We start from the raw sequence: 16975 nt of genomic DNA, 5'->3' as shown, positions 1-16975 counted from the left end.
GACGCCCGTTACCGCACCGTGCGCGGGGAACACCGCCTCCGCAGCCGGTACCCGGCGGCCCTCTCACCGAACTCCGCACCTGGATGCGACGCCGGGGAGAGGACCGATCTCCGGGAGGGGGACGGGGGAGCCGGGCGCGTCTCAGGTCAGGGCGTGGAAGTGGGCCCGCAGGCGGGCCCTGGCCTCCTCGGTGGCGCCGAGGGCGTCCAGCCCCAGGAGGGCGGCCCCCATGATGGGGGCGACGTCGGCGACGATCGGCTTGGCCTGCGGGGCCCGCTCGGCGAAGCCCCGCTCGAGCAGCTCGCTCATCAGCGGGTCGCGGGCGGTGAGCACGCCGCCGCCCAGGACCACCTCCATCGGCACGGCGAGCAGGTCCAGGCGGCGCAGCGCGACCACCGCGAGCACGACGACCTCCTCGGCCATCCGCGCCACCAGCGAGCGGGCCACCCCGTCCCCCTGGGCGGCGACGGCCATCAGCACCGGTACCAGCTCGTTCAGCCTGCCGTAGGGCAGCTCGCCGAAGTGGATGTCCAGGGACACCTCCTCGACGGTGCGGGTGCCGAAGTGCTCGCGGATCGCGGAGGTCAGCGCGCTGGCGGGACCCCGGCCGTCCTCGGCGCGTACGGCGTGCCAGAGCGCCTCCTCGCCGAGGCCGAGACCACCGCCCCAGTCGCCGGTGAGCCGCCCCAGGGCCGGGTATCTCGCCACCTCCCCCGTGGGGGAGACCGCCACCGCGTTGATGCCCGCGCCGCACACCACGGCCACGCCCGCGGGGCCCGAGGCCCCGGCGCGCAGCAGCGCGAAGGTGTCGTTGCCGACGGTCACCTCCGTGCCGTACCCCCGCAGGAGGATCTCCGCGCGGAGCGCGTCCTCCTCCACCGGCAGGTCCGCGCCCGCCACGTAGGCGGCCACGTGGTCGGCGTACGGCGTCCTCGTCCCCTCGCCGAGCGCGGAGCGCACGGCGTCGCCGATCACGTCGATCGCGGCCCCCACCCCCGCGGTCTGCGGCTGGAAGGCGCCGCCGCGTCCGGTGGCGATGACCGAGCCGTCCTCGCCGACCAGCGCGACGTCGGTCTTGCTGTTGCCGCCGTCGACGGCCAGCACCGTCCTCACGCGTTCGCCCAGGACAGGTGCCCGCGGTTGGCCTCGATCAGGCGCCGGGCCAGCTCTTTCGAGAGTGCGGCCTGCCCGATCAGCGGGTGGGCCAGCAGCGCGTCGGCGACACGGTCCTCGCCGCCGTGCAGCGCGGCCGCGAGCGCCAGCGTCTCGTACGCCGTGACGTGGGCGATGAGCCCGGCGAAGAGCGGCTCCACCGGGTCCACCGGCAGCGCGGTCGCGCCCGCCGCGGTGATCGTGGCCGGGACCTCGATGACCGCCTCGTCGGGCAGGAACGGCAGCGTGCCGTCGTTGCGCAGGTTGACCACCTGGGTGTCGCCGCGGTCGCCGACCAGCGAGGCGATCAACGCCACCGCGGCCTCCGAGTAGAAGGCCCCGCCGCGCTTCTCCAGGAGTTCCGGCTTGGTGTCCACGGCCGGGTCGGTGTACATCTCCAGCAGCGCCGTCTCCATCGCCGAGACCTCGGCCGCGCGCGACGGCCCGGTCCGCTGCTCGGCCACCACCAGGTCGTGCTCGTAGAAGTAGCGCAGGTAGTAGGAGGGGACCACGCCCAGGTGCCGGATCAGTGCGGCGCTCAGGCCGACGTCCTCGGCGATCTCCGCACCGTGGCTCTCCAGCAGCCGCGGCAGCACGTCGACTCCGTCCAGGTGGACGGCCCGCTCCCAGGTGAGGTGGTTCAGGCCGACGTGGCCCAGGGAGATCCGCTCGGGGGCGACGCCCAGGTTCGCGGCGAAGCGGCGCTGGAAGCCGATGGCCACGTTGCACAGGCCGATGGCCCGGTGTCCGGCCTCCAGCAGCGCCCTGGTGACGATGCCGACGGGGTTGGTGAAGTCGACGATCCAGGCGTCGGGCGCGTGCTTTGCGACCTTCTCGGCGATGTCCAGCACCACCGGTACCGTGCGCAGCGCCTTGGCCAGCCCGCCCGCCCCGGTCGTCTCCTGGCCGACGCAGCCGCACTCCAGGGGCAGGGTCTCGTCCACGTCCCGCGCGGCCTGGCCGCCGACGCGCAGTTGCAGCAGGACCGCCCCCGCCCCGGCGACGCCCTCCTCGACGGAGGTGGTGGCGACGACCGTGGCCGGATGCCCGGCCCGCGCCAGCATCCGGCGCGCCATGCCGGACACCGGTTCCAGCCGGCGGACGTCCGGGTCGACCAGCGCGATCTCGGTCAGTGGAAGCTCGTCGCGTAGCCGCGCGAACCCGTCGATCAGCTCCGGCGTGTACGTCGAGCCGCCCCCGACAACGGCGAGTTTCACCCTTTTACTCCTGTCAGCGTGACGCCCTCGATGAAAACCTTCTGGGCGAAGAAGAACACGATGATCACCGGGGCCATGACGAGCAGGGTCGCCGCCATGGTGAGGTTCCACTGCACGCTGTGCAGTGCCCGGAAGGACGCCAGCCCGAGGGAGAGCGTCCAGTTTTCCTCGTTTGTCTGGGCATAGAGCAATGGACCGTAGTAATCGTTCCAGCAGTAGAAGAACTGGAACAGACCCACCGCCGCTATCGCCGGACGTGCCATCGGCAGGATCACCCTGACCAGGGTCCGGAAGTCCGAGCAGCCGTCCACCCGGGCGGCCTCGGTGTACTCCCGGGGAATCGTGACCAGGAACTGCCGGAGCAGGAAGATCGAGAAGGCGTCGCCGAGCAGCATCGGCAGGATCAGCGGCCACAGCGTGCCGGTGAGGTCCAGGCGTGCCCAGATGAGATAGACCGGGACCGCGACGACCTGCGGTGGCAGCATCATCATCGTGATGACCGCGAGGAAGGCGAGTCTGCGCCCGCGGAAGCGGAAGCGGGCCATCGCGTAGGCCACCGGGATCGACGACAGCAGCATGAACGCGGTGCCGAGCCCGGCGTACAGGAACGTGTTGCCCAGCCAGGCCAGCAGCCGCGACCTGGCGAACACGTCGGCGAAGTTGCCCCAGTTCCAGGTGTCCGGCCACAGGTCGGCGGTGAGGGTCTGGTCGGTGCTCATGACAGCCGTCAGCGCCACGAACACCAGCGGGCCGATGAACATCAGCGATAGCGCCACGGCGAGGGCGTGGGTGGCGATCCAGTACAGGATCACCCGGACGCGCGGGCCGCGCGCGGCGGGGCGCGGTGCGGGGGAGGTGGCCTCGGCGGACCGCGTGGTCGGGGTGGTCAGGGCGGTCACCGGTCTCCTCCTTCGTCGAACGCGCGGAACCGGCGGAGCAGGACGAGGGTGAAGAGCATGGAGACCGCGAACAGCAGCAGGGCCAGCACGCAGGCGTAGCCCATGCTGAAGTCGCGGAAGCCCACGTGGAACAGCCACTGGGCCAGCGTCAGCGTCGACAGTTCGGGGTAGCCGGGGACGAAGGCGGTGCCAGGGGAGTCGGTGACCCCTGAGGCGACTCGGGAGGCGATCATCGCCTGGGTGAAGTACTGCAGGGCGTAGATGACGCCGGTGACCGCCGAGAACATCAGCACTGGCGAGATCGTCGGCAGCGTGATACTCCTGAACTGCCGCCACCCGCCTGCCCCGTCGATGGCCGCGGCCTCGTACAGGTGCTTGGGCACGTCCAGCAGGGCCGCGAGGAAGATCATCATTGTGTTGCCGATGCCCCACATGGCCAGCATGGTCAGGCCGGGCTTGGACCAGTCCTTGTCCCCGAACCAGTCGGGCGCGGGGATTCCGAAGAACTCGATGAACTGGTTGAGCGGTCCCGAGGGGTTCAGCAGGAACACGAAGGAGACCGTCCCGGCCACCACCGGGATCAACGACGGCAGGTAGAACACCGTGCGGAAGAAGCCGACGCCCGCCTTGAGCCGGGTGAGCAGCCATGCCACGCCCAGCCCGAAGACCACCTGGGCGGGGACCATGAAGACCACCAGCCACAGCGTGTTCTTGATGGAGACCCAGGCCCGGTCGTCCACCAGGAAGTAGCGGTAGTTGTCCAGGCCCACGAACTCCAGGGTGAACAGGTCGTAGCGGTGGAAGGAGAAGTAGACGGTCGCCGCGAGGGGGTAGGCGAAGAACACCGCGAACCCCACCAGCCAGGGCGACATCCAGAGGAGGGCCTTGAGGCCCTCGCCGCGCCGCCGTCTGGGCGGCGCGGCGTGGACGATGCTCATCGAGGATCAGCCCCCGGAGAGCTTCAGTTTGTCGTCGAGGCGCTTGTCGACCGCGGCCAACCCGGCGTCGAGGTCGGTGGCCGAGCCGTTCTCCCACTTGACGAGGAACTCCTGCAGCGAGTCCTGGTTGAAGGTGCTGTTGACGTTCGCCGGGACCGTGCTCGTCTTCGGGTGGGCGAAGATGTCGAGGAAGGTCTGGAAGTTCGGGTCCTTGTCCAGGTCGGGCGACTCCAGTGAGGCCTTGGTGGTCGGCACGTTGCGCAACGCGTTGGAGAGCGTGACCAGTGCCGAGGTGTCGGTGGTCAGATACTTGACCAGTTCCCAGGCCGCCTGCGGGTTCTTGGCGCCCTTGGGTACGCCGATCACGGTGCCCGCGGTGAAGCCGCTGCCGTACAGGTCGGGCTTGGTGTCGGAGACCGGGAGCGGTGCGGTGCCGTAGTCGAGGTCCGCGGCCTCACCGGCGATCATGGCGTTACGCCACTCGCCGTCCAGGACCATGGCGACCTTGCCCTTGTAGAACGGGTGGGCGGCCGACCACTCCTGGCCCAGGCTCTTGCGGAACTTCTCCAGCTTGTCGTAGCCGTACCAGTCGACGAGCTCCTTCTGCCAGCGCAGCAGTTCCTTCCACGCCGGGTCGGAGCCGACCGCCGAGGTGCCGTCCGGCTTGTACCAGGTGGCGCCGACCATCGGGGCGAGGTGCGAGGCGGAGTTCTCGTAGTACTGGAAACTCGGGATGAACCCGGCGACCTTGATGTTGCCCTCCGCGTCGCGGACGGTGAGCTTCTTGGTCAGCTCGGTCAGCTCCGAGAGCGTCTTCGGCGGCGCGGAGCCCTTCATCAGGGCCTTGTTGTAGTAGAGCCCGTACGCGTCGGCGAGCAGGGGCATCACGCACCGCCTGCCCTCGTACTCGGTGTAGGAGCGCGAGACCTCGGGCAGCACGGACAGGTCGATGCCGTCCTGCTTGATCACCGGGGTGAGGTCCTGGAACGTTCCGCTGCGGCACCACTGGGCCACGTTGTCGGTGGTGAACGAGGAGGCGATGTCAGGGGCCTTCCCGCCGCGCACCGCCTGGGTGATCTGCTCGTCCTGGACGCCCTTGACCAGCTTGACGGTGATCTGGGGGAACTTCGTGCGGAATCCTGCGATGGCGTCCTCGAACGCCTTGACCTCGGCCGGCGCGGAGAACCCGTGCCACAGCTCGATGGTGGAGGCCGGCAGCGCGGCGGAGGCCGAACCCGAGGGTTTGGGCTGGGAGCCCAGCGCGGGCGCGCTCTCCGTGCCCGCGGTGCAGGCGGTCAGGGCGGTGGCCGTCAGGGTGGCCAGGGCGAAGGTGAGAAAGCGTCGGTGCACGACGGCTGCCTCCTGGGGGGTGGGGGGTACACGGGAGGGTCAAGAAGGGACTGTGGAGCCGAAGACCTCGTCGCGGACGGTCGCGAGGGCCAGGTCCAGCGCGCCGGCGAGGACGGGATTGCCCTCGACGGTTGACAGCAGCAGCGGTGGTCGGGGGATGGTCAGCGCGTGGAGTTCGTGCTCGACGAGCTCGCGCAGGATGTCGCCGCCCGCGAGCAGGGTCCCGCCGGTCAGCACGATGATCTCGGGGTCGATGACCGAGGTGATCGAGGCCATGAGCGGGTTGACCAGGTCCCCCGGGCGGACCCTGCTGGGCGCGGCGACGCTCGCGGCCGCGGTCTTCGGGCTGACGGTGCTGCTCGGCGTCACCTACGGCTTCCGCGGCCGGGTGGTGGGCTCGCTGCTCGGCGACGCCATAGTGGTGCAGGCCCGCCCGGCCGACTACGCGGCTGTCGCGGTGATGTTCGGGCTGGCGGTGCTGGCCGTGGCCGACGTGCTCTACCTGGGGGTACGGGAGCGCGACACCGAACTGGCCGCGCTGCGCGCCTCGGGCTGGTCGGGGGGCTCGCTGGCCCGGCTGATCGTCCTGGAGGGGGCCGGTATCGGCCTGCTCGGCGCCCTCGCCGGGGTCCTGGGCGGGGTGACGGCCGCGTTCGCGCTGGCGGGTGACCTGCCGAGTGCGGTGGTCGTGGGAGCGGCGGTCGCGGCGGTGGTGGCCGTCACGCTCGCGGCCCTGGCCTCCGCTGTTCCCGCCCTGCTGGTGCAGCGGCTTCCGCTGGCCCTGATCCTCACGCGGGAATGAGCCCGGCTCCGGTGCTCCGCCCCACGGTGAGCGGGCCGCTCAGCGGCGGGCGTGCCGGACCAGCGCCTCGAACAGGGCCGGCTCGTCGTCGGTCTCGGGATGCCACTGGACGGCGAGGGCGAACGGATGATCCTCCACCTCCACGGCCTCCACCGTGCCGTCCTCGGCGTGGGCGGTCACGGTCAGGCCCTCGGCGAGCAGGTCAACGGCCTGGTGGTGGTAGTGGGCCACCTCCACGGTCTCGGTCCCGAAGACCTTCGAGGTCAGGCTGCCGGGGGCGAGCCGTACCGGCATCCTGCCGTAGCTGCCGGGGGCCGGGGCGTGCCCCTGGTGGCCCACCACGTCGGGCAGGTGCTGGTGGAGGCCGCCGCCGAGGGCGACGTTCAGGATCTGCATGCCCCTGCAGATGCCAAGGAAGGGCAGGTCCCGCTCCAGCATCGCCCGGACCAGTCCCAGTTCGGCGTCGTCGCGGAACGGCCGGACGTAGCCGGTCCGCTCGTGCGGCTCCTGCCCGTACCGCTCCGGGCCGACGTCCCCGCCGCCGGCCAGGATCAGCCCGTCCAGGCGCTCCACGAGCGTCGCGGGGTCGCCCGCGGGCGGCAGGATCACCGGCTGCCCGCCCGCGCGGGCCACGTGGTCGACGTAGTCGTACGGCAGCAGCGCGGTGGTCGTCTCCCAGACGGTGAACCTCGCGGGCTCGACGTAGCAGGTGATGCCGATGACGGGACGGGACATGGTCTCTTTCTCACGCGGACGCCGGGGACATGGGACATCCGCCCACGTCCTCGCACGTTATCGGGGCCAGGGTATGGCCTGGGCAAATCCCGCCACCGCCGGTCGCGAAGGTGGCGGGGGCGGAGATGGCGGGGAGCGGTCAGAGTGGCGTGACGTAGGCGCCCGAGATGCCGCCGTCCACCAGGAACTCCGCGCCGGTGACGAAGCTCGCGTCGTCCGAGGCGAGGAACGCCACCGCGGCGGCGATCTCGGTCGCCTCGGCGAAGCGGCCGATCGGGATGTGCACCAGGCGGCGCTGTGCCCGCTCGGGGTCCTTGGCGAACAGCTCCTGCAGCAGCGGGGTGTTGACCGGGCCGGGGCAGAGCGCGTTGACCCGGATGCCCTCGCGGGCGAACTGCACGCCCAGCTCGCGCGACATCGCCAGCACCCCGCCCTTGGAGGCGGTGTAGGAGATCTGGCTGGTCGCCGAGCCCATCACGGCCACGAACGACGCGGTGTTGATGATCGACCCCTTGCCCTGCCGCCGCATGTACGGGATGGCGTGCTTGCAGCACAGGTAGACGGAGGTGAGGTTGACCTCCTGGACCCGGCGCCAGGCGTCGATGCCGGTCTCCAGGATCGAGTCGTCCTCCGGCGGTGAGATGCCCGCGTTGTTGAACGCGATGTCCACGCTGCCGTAGCTGTCGAACGCGGTCTGGAACATCCGGACGACGTCGTCCTCGCTGGTCACGTCGGCCTTCACGAACAGGCCGCCGACCTCGGCCGCGGCCGCCGCGCCGGTCGTCTCGTCCAGGTCCACGCACACGACGCGGGCGCCCTCCTCGGCGAACCGGCGCGCGGTGGCCAGGCCGATCCCGCTACCGGCGCCGGTGATGACGGCCACCCGGTCCTGCAAACGCAGCATCGCTTCTACTCCTCGGAAATGAAGACGTTCTTGGTCTCGGTGAACGCGGACAGGGCGTCCGGTCCCAGCTCGCGGCCGAGGCCCGACTGCTTGAAACCGCCGAACGGGGTCCAGTAGCGGACGCTCGAATGCGAGTTGACGCTCAGGTTGCCCGCCTCGACGGCCCTGGCCACCCGGAGCGCCCGGCCGACGTCACGGGTCCAGATGGATCCGCTCAGGCCGTACGGGGTGTCGTTGGCGATCCGCACGGCGTCCGCCTCGTCGTCGAACGGCAGCACCGACACCACCGGTCCGAAGATCTCCTCGGTGAACGCCCGGTCGTCGGCCGAGGTCGGGGTCAGGACCGTCGCCGGGAACCAGAACCCCGGCCCCGACGGGCACGTGCCCCGCAGGTGGGGCGGCTCGGTGACGTAGGAGGCCACCCGCTCCCGGTGTTCGGCGCTGATCAACGGGCCCATCTCGGTGCTCTCGTCACGGGGGTCGCCGACCCTGACCTTCAGCACGGCCTCGCCGAACCGGGCCAGGAACTCGTCGTGCACCGAGCGCTCGACCAGGATCCGGGAGCGCGCGCAGCAGTCCTGGCCCGCGTTGTCGAAGACCGCGTACGGCGCGGTCGCCGCCGCCCGTTCCAGGTCGGCGTCGGCGAAGACCACGTTGGCGCTCTTGCCGCCCAGCTCCAGGGTGAGCCGCTTGACCTGCCCGGCGCAGACGGCGGCGATCTCCTTGCCCACCTCGGTGGAGCCGGTGAACACGATCTTCGCCACGTCCGGGTGCTCGACCAGCCGGGCGCCCGCGACCTCTCCGGCGCCGGGCAGGACCTGGAACACCCCCTCGGGCAGCCCGGCGGCCAGGGCCAGCTCGGCCAGGCGCAGGGCGGTCAGCGGTGTCCACTCGGCGGGCTTGACGATCACGGTGTTGCCCGCGGCCAGCGCCGGGGCCGTCCCCCAGGTCATGATGACCATCGGGAAGTTCCACGGCACGACCACGCCGACGACGCCCAGCGGTTCCCTGAAGGTGACGTCCAGGCCGCCGGGCACCGGGATCTGCAGGCCGTGGTCACGCTCGGGCGCCCCGGCGTAGAAGTCGAGCACGTCGGCGACGTTGCCCGCCTCCCAGCGGGCGTTGCCGATCGTGTGCCCGGCGCCCGCGACCTCCAGCAGGGCCAGTTCCTCGGCGTGCTCGCGCACCAGCGAGGCGAACCGGCGCAGCAGCCGGGCCCGGTCGGAGGGGCCGACGCTCCGCCAGGTGGCGAAGGCCCTTCTGGCGCGCTCCACCGCCCTGTCGACCTCGGCGGCGTCCGCCATCTCGACCTCGGCGATCACCTCTTCTGTCGCCGGATTTATGATCTTCACCGTCACATCCGTTCGAATCCTCGGAACAGCTCCCAGTCGGTCACCGCCGCGTCGAAGGCGGCCAGCTCGGTCCGGGCGTTGTTCGCGTAGTGCGCCACGACGTCCTCGCCGAAGACGGAGGCCGCGAACGCGGAGCCCTCCCAGAGCTCCAGCGCGTCCCGCAGGGTGTGCGGGACGGTCTCCGCGCCCGAGGTGTAGGCGTTCCCCGTGACCGCCTCCTCAAGCGGCAGTTCGTTCTCGATGCCGTGCAGCCCGGCCGCGACCAGTGCCGAGACCGCCAGGTAGGGGTTGACGTCGCCGCCGGGCACCCGGTTCTCGATCCGCAGCGAGGGGCCGTGGCCGACCAGGCGCAGCGCGCACGTCCTGTTGTCCACGCCCCACTTGACGGCGGTGGGGGCGAAACTGCCCGGCACGTACCGCTTGTAGGAGTTGACGTTCGGCGCGTACAGCAGGGTCAGCTCGCGCATGAGGGCGAGCTGACCGGCGATGAAGTGCTGTCCCGTCGCGGACAGTCCGTGCGCCTCGGAACCCGCCATGACCGGCTCTCCGGCGGTGTCCCTGAGCGAGATGTGGATGTGGCAGGAGTTGCCCTCGCGCTGGTTCGGTTTGGCCATGAAGGTGATCGACATGCCCTCCTGGGCGGCGATCTCCTTGGCGCCGTTCTTGTAGACGGCGTGGTCGTCGCAGCTGGACAGGGCCTCGCCGAAGCGGAAGGCGATCTCGTGCTGGCCGAGGTTGCACTCGCCCTTGGCCGACTCGACGTACATGCCCGCGCCCTCCATGCCGAGCCTGATCCTGCGCAGCAGCGGCTCGACCCTGGCGGTGCCGAGGAGGGAGTAGTCGACGTTGTAGAGGTTGGCGGGCGTCAGGTCACGGTAACCGCCGCGCCAGGCGTCCTCGTAGCTGTCGTTGAAGATCACGAACTCCAGCTCGGTCCCGACGAACGCCCCCCAGCCCCGCTCGGCCAGCCGGGCGAGTTGCCGGCGCAGGATCTGCCGCGGCGAGGCGGCCACGTCGGAGCCGTCCTCCCAGAGCAGGTCGGCCATCACCAGGGCCGTCCCCTCCTGCCACGGCACCCGGCGCAGGGTGGACACGTCGGGTTTCATGACGAAGTCGCCGTATCCCCGCTCCCAGGAGGACATCGCGTAGCCGTCGACCGTGTTCATGTCGACGTCGACCGCGAGCAGGTAGTTGCATCCTTCGGAGGCGTGTCCCAGCACCTCCTGCAGGAAGTAACGTGCCGACAGGCGTTTCCCCTGCAGGCGGCCCTGCATGTCGACGATCGCCAGCAGCACGGTGTCGATCCGTCCTGCCCGCACCTCGTCGTGAAGTTCGCGGACGTCCACACGCCCTCCTCGCCGGAGTCTTATTGGGCTAGTGTCAGACCATTGACGTGTAGCGGGGGGAGCATTGTCAAGGGTCGGAGGAGATCAATTGGACGAGGTGTCGCGACTGGCGACCGTGCTGCGGCCGGTGCGCGCGGGTAACGCGTTCGAGGAGACCGTGGAGCGCCTGCTCCAGGTCATCAAGCTGGGGCTGGTGGCCGAGAAGCTGCCGCCCGAGCGGGAACTCGCCGCCCAGCTCGGGATCAGCAGGGTCACCCTGCGCGAGGCCATCCGCGCCCTGGCGGAGGCGGGCTACCTCACCGTGCGCCGTGGCAGGTACGGCGGCGCCTTTCTCACCTACACCCCGCCGCGCCCGCGCCGTGACGACCTGCGCAGGGCGGTCGTCGACATGGGCACCGACGACCTGGGCGACGCGCTCACCTTCAGGATGGCCGTGGAGTGCGGCGCCGCCCAGGTGCTCGCCACCACCACGCTCACCGAGGAGCGGCGCGACGCCCTGCGGGAGCGGCTGCGTGAGGTCAACTCGGCGGGGCCCGACGACTACCGCCGTCTCGACACGGCCTTCCACCTGGCCATCGCCGAGCTGACCGGCTCCCCGCTGCTCGCCGCGGCCTGCGCCGACGCCCGGCTGCGGGTCACCGACCTGCTCAACGCCATCCCGGTGCTCCGGCGCAACATCGAGCACGCCGCGATCCAGCACGAGGCGATCGTGACGGCGATCCTGGCCGGCGACCCCGAGGGCGCGCGCCGCGCCGTGGCCGAGCACCTTGAGGGCACCGCCGCGCTGCTACGGGGCTTCCTCGCATAGCCTGATAAAGCGGTGGGGGATTTGCTCCGAGATCGGATCATGGAAACAGGACGGCTGCCGCTGTTCTGTTTCTTTGTCGCGCTGATCGTCGCCTTCGTGTTCACCAGGATCAACGTCCGGCTCATCCGGGCCAAGATCGGCTGGTTCCGTAACGTCAACGTCGGCGAGATGCACATTCACCATGTGGTGTTCGGCGTGGTGCTGACCCTGCTCGGCGGGGTGTCCGGCCTCGTCGTCTCCGGGGTCTCCGAGGGCTGGTACGCGGTGACGGCGGCGATCTTCGGTATCGGCGCCGCCCTCGTCCTCGACGAGTTCGCGCTGATCCTGCACCTGCGCGACGTCTACTGGGAGGAGGAGGGCCGAGCCTCCGTGGACGCGGTGTTCATCGCCGTCGCGATCACCGGCCTGCTCCTGCTCGGCCTGCGCCCCCTCGGCTGGGAGAACTCCGACGGCACCCCCAGGGGCACCTGGCTGACCGCCGGCCTCATCGTGACCAACCTCGGGCTCGCCGTGGTCACGCTGCTCAAGGGCAAGATCTGGACGGGCCTGGTCGGGCTGTTCGTGCCGATCCTCCTGGTGCCGGGGGCCGTGCGGCTGGCCCGCCCGGGATCGCCCTGGGCACACTGGTTCTTCGCTCCGGGCGCTCGGCACCCGCGGCTCCGCAAGATGGCCAGGGCCGAGCGCCGCGAGGAGCGCTGGCGCCGCCCGGTGATCCGCGGCAAGATCGCCTTCCAGGAGTTCGTCTCCGGCCGTCATGACCTCCCCTCCACCCGCCGACGCTCCCGCCGCTGAACCGCCGATGCCCTCGCCATCGTCCTCGCCGTCGCCCTCGCCGTGTGGGCCGGGAGCCGAGATCGGCCCGCGAGTGTGGGCACTGCACGAGCGCGGTCTCGCCCGCGACGTCATCGACGTCGCCTCGGTCTCCGAGCCGTACGGCTTCCGCGAACTCGAACACCTCGCCCGCCGGTACGACGAGGGGTTCTCGCTCGCCGAGCTGATGATGCGGCTGGAGTTCGTCGCCCTGATCGCCGACGAGGACTTCGAGGCCCACGGCGTGCGGGGTGAGCGGCTCTGGGAGATCCGCCGGTTCGCCGGCGCCTGGGTGGAGGACATCGGGCTGCGCCGCGCGGAGGAGGGCGACATCGACTACGACGACGTCCCCGACCCCGACTGAGGGACGAGGGGAAAGCGGCGGCACGGTCGTGGTGAGCTTTCGAACCCGTGCATATCCGGCCGCGCGCCGGGCAGATGACGGCCCTGCCTGCCGAAGGGGTGCTGATCATGGGTCTGATGGAGAAGTTAAACCTGCGCGAACTGAAGGCCAGGGTCAAGCGGAGGCTGGCCGGCCGGACGGGCAACCGCCGGCTGGTGGCCGAGGCCAGAACCGAGGAGGCCGAGGCGAGGCTGCTGAAGACCCAGGACGAGATCCTGGACACCGTCGCGGAAATGCGCAGGGAGTACGGCGTCCGCCGCCACTGACTCCGCTCGCCGGTGTTCCGCCGATGGGCTCCTTGCTGAGCCGGCTCCGGATCGGCGGGGCACCGGTACGCGGCGGCCGCTCCTCGGGCCGGCCCCGGGAGGGGTGGTTTTTCCCCGCACCGCTCATCACTTAATGAGTAGAAATTTCGAGAATTCCGCCTGGTCGTACATAGACAGAATATATGTCTGTTTCGCTATAGTCCGAAGGCATTGCAGGGGCGCGAGTGGACCAATCCTTTTAAAGGTGGGCGAATGACAAGCCTCGATTCAGCGACATCCGTGGTCCGGTCGGCGATCGCCGAGGTGCTGAGCGTACCGAGCGATCAGGTGAAGCCAGGGGCCACCATCGCCGACCACCAGATCGACAGCCTGGAATGGGTGGAGATCTCCGTCATCATCGAGGAGAAGCTGGGCATCCAGCTCGACCCCAGTGACTTCGCCGGGGCGCAGACCGTCGCCGACATGGCGGGCGTACTGCACGCCGCGCTGGCGGCCCGGTGACGCGCGTCGTCGTCACGGGTCTGGGGGTCAAGAGCCCGGCGGGCAACACGGCGGGGGACGTCTTCGCCACGGTGCTCGCGGGCAAGTCGCTCGCGACCGCCATCCCCGAACTGGCCGACGCCCGGGTGCCGGTCTCGATCGGGTGCCCGCTGGCGCCGTTCGAGCCGGATGACTACTTCGGCGGGCGCGAGCTCCGGACCCTCGACCGGACCTCCCAGATCGGCCTCGCCGCGGCGATCGACGCCGTCGCCGACGCGGACGGCCTGCCCGCCGAGGGCTGCGGGGTGTACGTGGGCACCGGCGGCGGCGGGTTCGCCACCTTGGAGAACCTGATCGTGGGGCACACGCTCGGCAGGGAGAAGGTGCCGGTCCACGCGGTTCCGACGCTGATGTCCAGCTCGACGGCCTCGCGCGTCGCCATCAGGTACGGCTTCAGGGGGCCGTGCCTCACCTTCAACACGGCCTGCGCCAGCGGGGCCACCGCGATCGGCGAGGCGCTGCGCGCGATCCGCTCGGGCGTGGTCGGCTCCGCCGTCGCCGGGGGCCTGGACGTGCTGCTCTCCCCGCTCGCGATGGAGGCCTTCGCCCGGGTCGGCGCCCTGTCGGAGCGGACGCACGCCCCCTCGGAGGCGTCCCGCCCGTTCGACGCCGACCGTGACGGCTTCGTCATGGGGGAGGGCGCGGCCTTTCTGGTCCTGGAGCGCGCCGACCTCGCCGAGGCGCGGGGGGCCCGTGTCTACGGCGAGGTCAGCGGCTACGCGGCCAACTGCGACGCCAACCACATCGTGGCGCCGCTCAGGGACGGCTCGGTGGCGGCCGGGTGCATGCGCGCCGCCCTGCTCGACGCCGGACTCGACACCGGCGACGTCGGGCACGTCAACGCCCACGGGACCTCGACCCCGCACAACGACAGCGCCGAGGCCGCCGCCCTGCACGCCTGCTTCGGTGGCCGTACGCCCCCGGTGACCTCGACCAAGGGCGTGACCGGCCACCTCGTCGGCGGCGCGGGCGCGCTGGAGGCGGTCATCGCCCTGCTGTCGGCCCGAGAGGGCCTGATTCCCCCGACCGCCAACTTCGCGGGCGGCCCCGAGGCCGACCTCATCGACATCGTCTGTGCTGAGCCCCGGTCCGTGGCCGTCGCCCCCGTCCTGTCCAACTCCTTCGGCTTCGGGGGCAGCAACGCCTGCCTGGTCCTCACCCCCTCCCTGGATTCCTGACATTCCGTACGGCCCCGCCGGCCCGCCGTGAAACGGCGCCGAACCGACGGGGCCTTCGCTGACCCTCTGATGTCAACTTTGGTTAACAAGATTGGTGACGTCACCGACTTTCGTTACGAAACACGGCGAAGGCGCTCGGGGGGGACTCGTGCGAGGTAAACAGGAAAAGCGGCCGGAGGTCGATCGCGTCGTTTCGAAGGGGGATCGCATTGTCCGAGACCGCGTCCTGGCGGTTGCTGGTCGCCTATTTAGGGCCCCACCGGAAAACCCTGCTGCTGGGCGGGGTGCTCAGCCTCGTCGGCTCGCTGGCCGGATTGGCGATGCCGCTCCTGGCCAAGACGGTGGTCGACGCCTTCGGGGAGCAGCGCTCCCTGCTCGGCCCGGTGCTGGGGCTGACCGCCGCCGTGCTGGTGGGAGCCGGCCTCGGCGCGCTGGGCAGCTACGTGCTGGAGCGGATGGGGGAGAGCATCGTCTTCTCCGCCCGCCGCGGCCTGGTCGACCGGATGCTGCGGCTGCGCACGTCCGAGGTCGACCGGCTCAGACCCGGTGACCTGATGTCCCGGGTGACCTCCGACACCACGCTGCTGCGCGCGGTGTTCGCCAACAGCGTGGTCGAGACGGTCAGCTCGCTCTTCATGATCGTGGGCGCCGTGGTCATGATGGCGATCATGGACTGGGCGCTGCTGCTCATCACGCTGGGAGTGCTGGTCCTGGTCGGTGGGCTCGTCGGCCTGGTCCTGCCCCGTATCCAGCGGGCCTCGACGCAGGCCCAGATCGCGGTCGGCGAGATGGGCGCGGTCCTGGACCGGGTGCTCCAGGCGTTCCGTACCGTCAAGGCCAGCGGTGCCGAGGAGCGGGAGATCGCCGCGGTGACCGAGGCGGCCCGCGAGGCGCGTGACCGGGGCATCGCCGTCGCCTGGCTGGCCTCGATCGCCGGTATCTCGGCGTGGGTCTCCGCGCAGCTGGCCTTCGTGGCCGTGCTCGGCGTGGGCGGCGCGCGCGTCTCCTCGGGCACGCTGGAGGTCTCCTCGCTGATCGCCTTTCTGCTCTACCTGTTCTACCTGGTCGCCCCCATCGGCCAGCTGGTCCAGGGCTTCACGCAGTTGCAGAACGGCCTGGCCGCGGTGCGGCGGATCCGCGAGATCGAGGAGCTTCCCGTCGAGAAGACGGGCGGCAAGGTCTACGAGGTCGGGAGCACTCCGGCCTGGGTCTCCTTCGAGAGCGTCGTCTTCCGCTATGGCGACGACAGGCCGATCATCCACGACGACGTCTCCTTCGAGGTGCCCGCGGGCGGGCTGACCGCCCTGGTGGGGCCATCGGGCGCGGGCAAGTCCACGGTCTTCGCCCTGCTGGAGCGGTTCTACGAGCAGCAGTCGGGGACGATCAGGATCGACGGCCGAGACATCGGGGACTGGCCGCTGGCCGAGCTGCGCGCCTGCCTCGGCTACGTCGAGCAGGACGCGCCGGTGCTGGACGGCACGCTCAGGGAGAACCTCGTCTTCGCCGCGCCGGGCGTGGAGGAGGCCGACATCAGGCGGGTGCTCGCCCGCACCCGCCTGGAGGAGCTGGTCTCCAGGCTCCCCGAGGGGCTGGACACCAGGGTCGGCCATCGGGGGATCCTGCTCTCCGGCGGCGAGCGCCAGCGGGTCGCCATCGCCCGTGCCCTGCTGCGCAGCCCCCGGCTCCTGCTACTCGACGAGGCCACCTCCCAGCTCGACGCGGTCAACGAGCTGCGGCTCCGCGAGGTGATCGCGGAGGTGGCGGCGGAGACGACGGTGCTGGTGATCGCACACCGCCTCTCCACGGTGACCGGGGCCGACCGGATCGTGGTGATGGAGGCGGGCCGGGTGCGGGCCGTGGGCACCCACGACGAGCTGCTCGGCGACGATGCCCTCTACCGCGAGCTGGCCGCCACCCAACTCCTGCTGCCCGGCTAGTCCGGCCGTTCGGCGGCTGTCCGGCATGGTGAAGGCAGCGCGGTGGTTCTGGTGCGGTTGTGTAAATTCATATCGTTCACAAAGGAATAATTCGGACACCGGGCCGATGGTCTGATTCGCCATCCGGCGAACCGGGCATCCCCGCCTGTGCGAAGCCTCTCCTTCGCACCGGGGTGCCCATCGGGCGCGCGCCGCATTCGATCTCCCGATCCCGTCCGTGCGGGACGAAGATCGGGGCGCGACGATCGTTACGGCCACCACCGGGGGGGTGTGACGCCGCCGTGCCGCGCCAGGGCGGCCTGCGATGACCCGGAGTTCCAGCCGGTGGCTGGGAGGGG

General features: G+C 70.8%; 18 protein-coding genes. 8 read left to right on the top strand and 10 right to left on the bottom strand.

What is annotated here, in order from left to right; translation table 11 throughout:
• Window positions 1-141 precede the first annotated feature (141 nt).
• Genes ABZ260_RS02285 through ABZ260_RS02260 form a run of 6 tightly spaced genes read right to left on the bottom strand, consistent with a single transcriptional unit; the run spans window position 142 to window position 5832 of the window.
• Complete coding sequence (locus tag ABZ260_RS02285; protein WP_355611837.1) at window positions 142-1113, bottom strand: BadF/BadG/BcrA/BcrD ATPase family protein; 972 nt, start codon at window positions 1111-1113, stop codon at window positions 142-144.
• Entirely contained in the window at window positions 1110-2369 is a 1260-nt protein-coding gene (locus ABZ260_RS02280; protein WP_355611834.1) for a 6-phospho-beta-glucosidase, read from the bottom strand. Before ABZ260_RS02280 ends, ABZ260_RS02285 begins: the two co-directional genes overlap by 4 nt.
• Window positions 2366-3268, bottom strand: coding sequence for a carbohydrate ABC transporter permease (locus ABZ260_RS02275; RefSeq protein WP_355611831.1), 903 nt, complete (start codon window positions 3266-3268; stop codon window positions 2366-2368). The genes ABZ260_RS02280 and ABZ260_RS02275 overlap by 4 nt, the downstream gene beginning before the upstream one ends.
• Window positions 3265-4206 carry a sugar ABC transporter permease gene (locus tag ABZ260_RS02270; RefSeq protein WP_355611828.1) on the bottom strand — a complete coding sequence of 314 codons (942 nt, stop codon included), beginning with the start codon at window positions 4204-4206 and terminating at the stop codon, window positions 3265-3267. Before ABZ260_RS02270 ends, ABZ260_RS02275 begins: the two co-directional genes overlap by 4 nt.
• A gap of 6 nt (window positions 4207-4212) precedes the next feature.
• Complete coding sequence (locus tag ABZ260_RS02265) at window positions 4213-5556, bottom strand: ABC transporter substrate-binding protein (RefSeq protein WP_355611825.1); 1344 nt, start codon at window positions 5554-5556, stop codon at window positions 4213-4215.
• Between the two features lie 39 nt (window positions 5557-5595).
• The gene (locus tag ABZ260_RS02260) at window positions 5596-5832 is read right to left on the bottom strand and encodes a hypothetical protein (protein ID WP_355611822.1); all 237 of its coding nucleotides are present in this window, start codon (window positions 5830-5832) and stop codon (window positions 5596-5598) included.
• On the opposite strand from ABZ260_RS02260, the gene ABZ260_RS02255 reads away from it, so the two are divergent.
• Window positions 5831-6358, top strand: a complete 528-nt coding sequence (locus tag ABZ260_RS02255) for an FtsX-like permease family protein (RefSeq protein WP_355611819.1) — start codon at window positions 5831-5833, stop codon at window positions 6356-6358. The two genes, ABZ260_RS02260 and ABZ260_RS02255, sit on opposite strands and share 2 nt — an antisense overlap.
• Before the next feature lie 39 nt (window positions 6359-6397).
• On the opposite strand, the gene ABZ260_RS02250 is transcribed toward ABZ260_RS02255, so the two are convergent.
• The 4 genes from ABZ260_RS02250 to ABZ260_RS02235 all read right to left on the bottom strand — a co-directional run bounded on the left by ABZ260_RS02250 (window position 6398) and on the right by ABZ260_RS02235 (window position 10695).
• Window positions 6398-7093, bottom strand: coding sequence for a gamma-glutamyl-gamma-aminobutyrate hydrolase family protein (locus tag ABZ260_RS02250; protein WP_355611816.1), 696 nt, complete (start codon window positions 7091-7093; stop codon window positions 6398-6400).
• 139 nt (window positions 7094-7232) lie between these two features.
• Window positions 7233-7997 carry a 3-oxoacyl-ACP reductase gene (locus tag ABZ260_RS02245; protein ID WP_350924856.1) on the bottom strand — a complete coding sequence of 255 codons (765 nt, stop codon included), beginning with the start codon at window positions 7995-7997 and terminating at the stop codon, window positions 7233-7235.
• 5 nt (window positions 7998-8002) lie between these two features.
• A complete protein-coding gene (locus ABZ260_RS02240; protein WP_355611813.1) occupies window positions 8003-9349 on the bottom strand; it encodes an aldehyde dehydrogenase family protein in 1347 nt (448 codons plus the stop codon).
• Between the two features lie 2 nt (window positions 9350-9351).
• Window positions 9352-10695, bottom strand: coding sequence for a glutamine synthetase family protein (locus ABZ260_RS02235; protein WP_350961173.1), 1344 nt, complete (start codon window positions 10693-10695; stop codon window positions 9352-9354).
• Between the two features lie 88 nt (window positions 10696-10783).
• Here ABZ260_RS02235 and ABZ260_RS02230 point away from each other — a divergent pair, with 88 nt between their 5' ends.
• The 7 genes from ABZ260_RS02230 to ABZ260_RS02200 all read left to right on the top strand — a co-directional run bounded on the left by ABZ260_RS02230 (window position 10784) and on the right by ABZ260_RS02200 (window position 16637).
• Window positions 10784-11503: an FCD domain-containing protein gene (locus ABZ260_RS02230; protein WP_355611810.1), complete on the top strand. Its 720-nt coding sequence runs from the start codon at window positions 10784-10786 to the stop codon at window positions 11501-11503.
• A gap of 39 nt (window positions 11504-11542) precedes the next feature.
• Window positions 11543-12295, top strand: a complete 753-nt coding sequence (locus ABZ260_RS02225) for a hypothetical protein (protein ID WP_350924864.1) — start codon at window positions 11543-11545, stop codon at window positions 12293-12295.
• A 73-nt stretch (window positions 12296-12368) separates the two neighbouring features.
• The gene (locus ABZ260_RS02220) at window positions 12369-12677 is read left to right on the top strand and encodes a hypothetical protein (protein WP_355611807.1); all 309 of its coding nucleotides are present in this window, start codon (window positions 12369-12371) and stop codon (window positions 12675-12677) included.
• Window positions 12678-12793: 116 nt separating this feature from the next.
• On the top strand, window positions 12794-12982 hold the full coding sequence (locus tag ABZ260_RS02215; protein ID WP_355611804.1) for a hypothetical protein: 189 nt from the start codon (window positions 12794-12796) through the stop codon (window positions 12980-12982).
• Between the two features lie 252 nt (window positions 12983-13234).
• Window positions 13235-13483 (top strand): acyl carrier protein, encoded by a 249-nt coding sequence (locus tag ABZ260_RS02210; RefSeq protein WP_084195145.1) that lies wholly within the window; start codon window positions 13235-13237, stop codon window positions 13481-13483.
• Complete coding sequence (locus ABZ260_RS02205) at window positions 13480-14700, top strand: beta-ketoacyl-[acyl-carrier-protein] synthase family protein (protein ID WP_355611801.1); 1221 nt, start codon at window positions 13480-13482, stop codon at window positions 14698-14700. Before ABZ260_RS02210 ends, ABZ260_RS02205 begins: the two co-directional genes overlap by 4 nt.
• A 209-nt stretch (window positions 14701-14909) precedes the next feature.
• Window positions 14910-16637: an ABC transporter ATP-binding protein gene (locus ABZ260_RS02200; protein ID WP_355611798.1), complete on the top strand. Its 1728-nt coding sequence runs from the start codon at window positions 14910-14912 to the stop codon at window positions 16635-16637.
• Window positions 16638-16975: the final 338 nt, after the last annotated feature.

Origin of the sequence: Streptosporangium sp. NPDC006013 (assembly GCF_040614275.1) — a bacterium.
In the GTDB taxonomy this organism is placed as follows: domain Bacteria; phylum Actinomycetota; class Actinomycetes; order Streptosporangiales; family Streptosporangiaceae; genus Streptosporangium.
The sequence above is the reverse complement of the archived record's forward strand: the minus strand, read 5'-3'. Positions and strand labels throughout refer to the sequence as shown.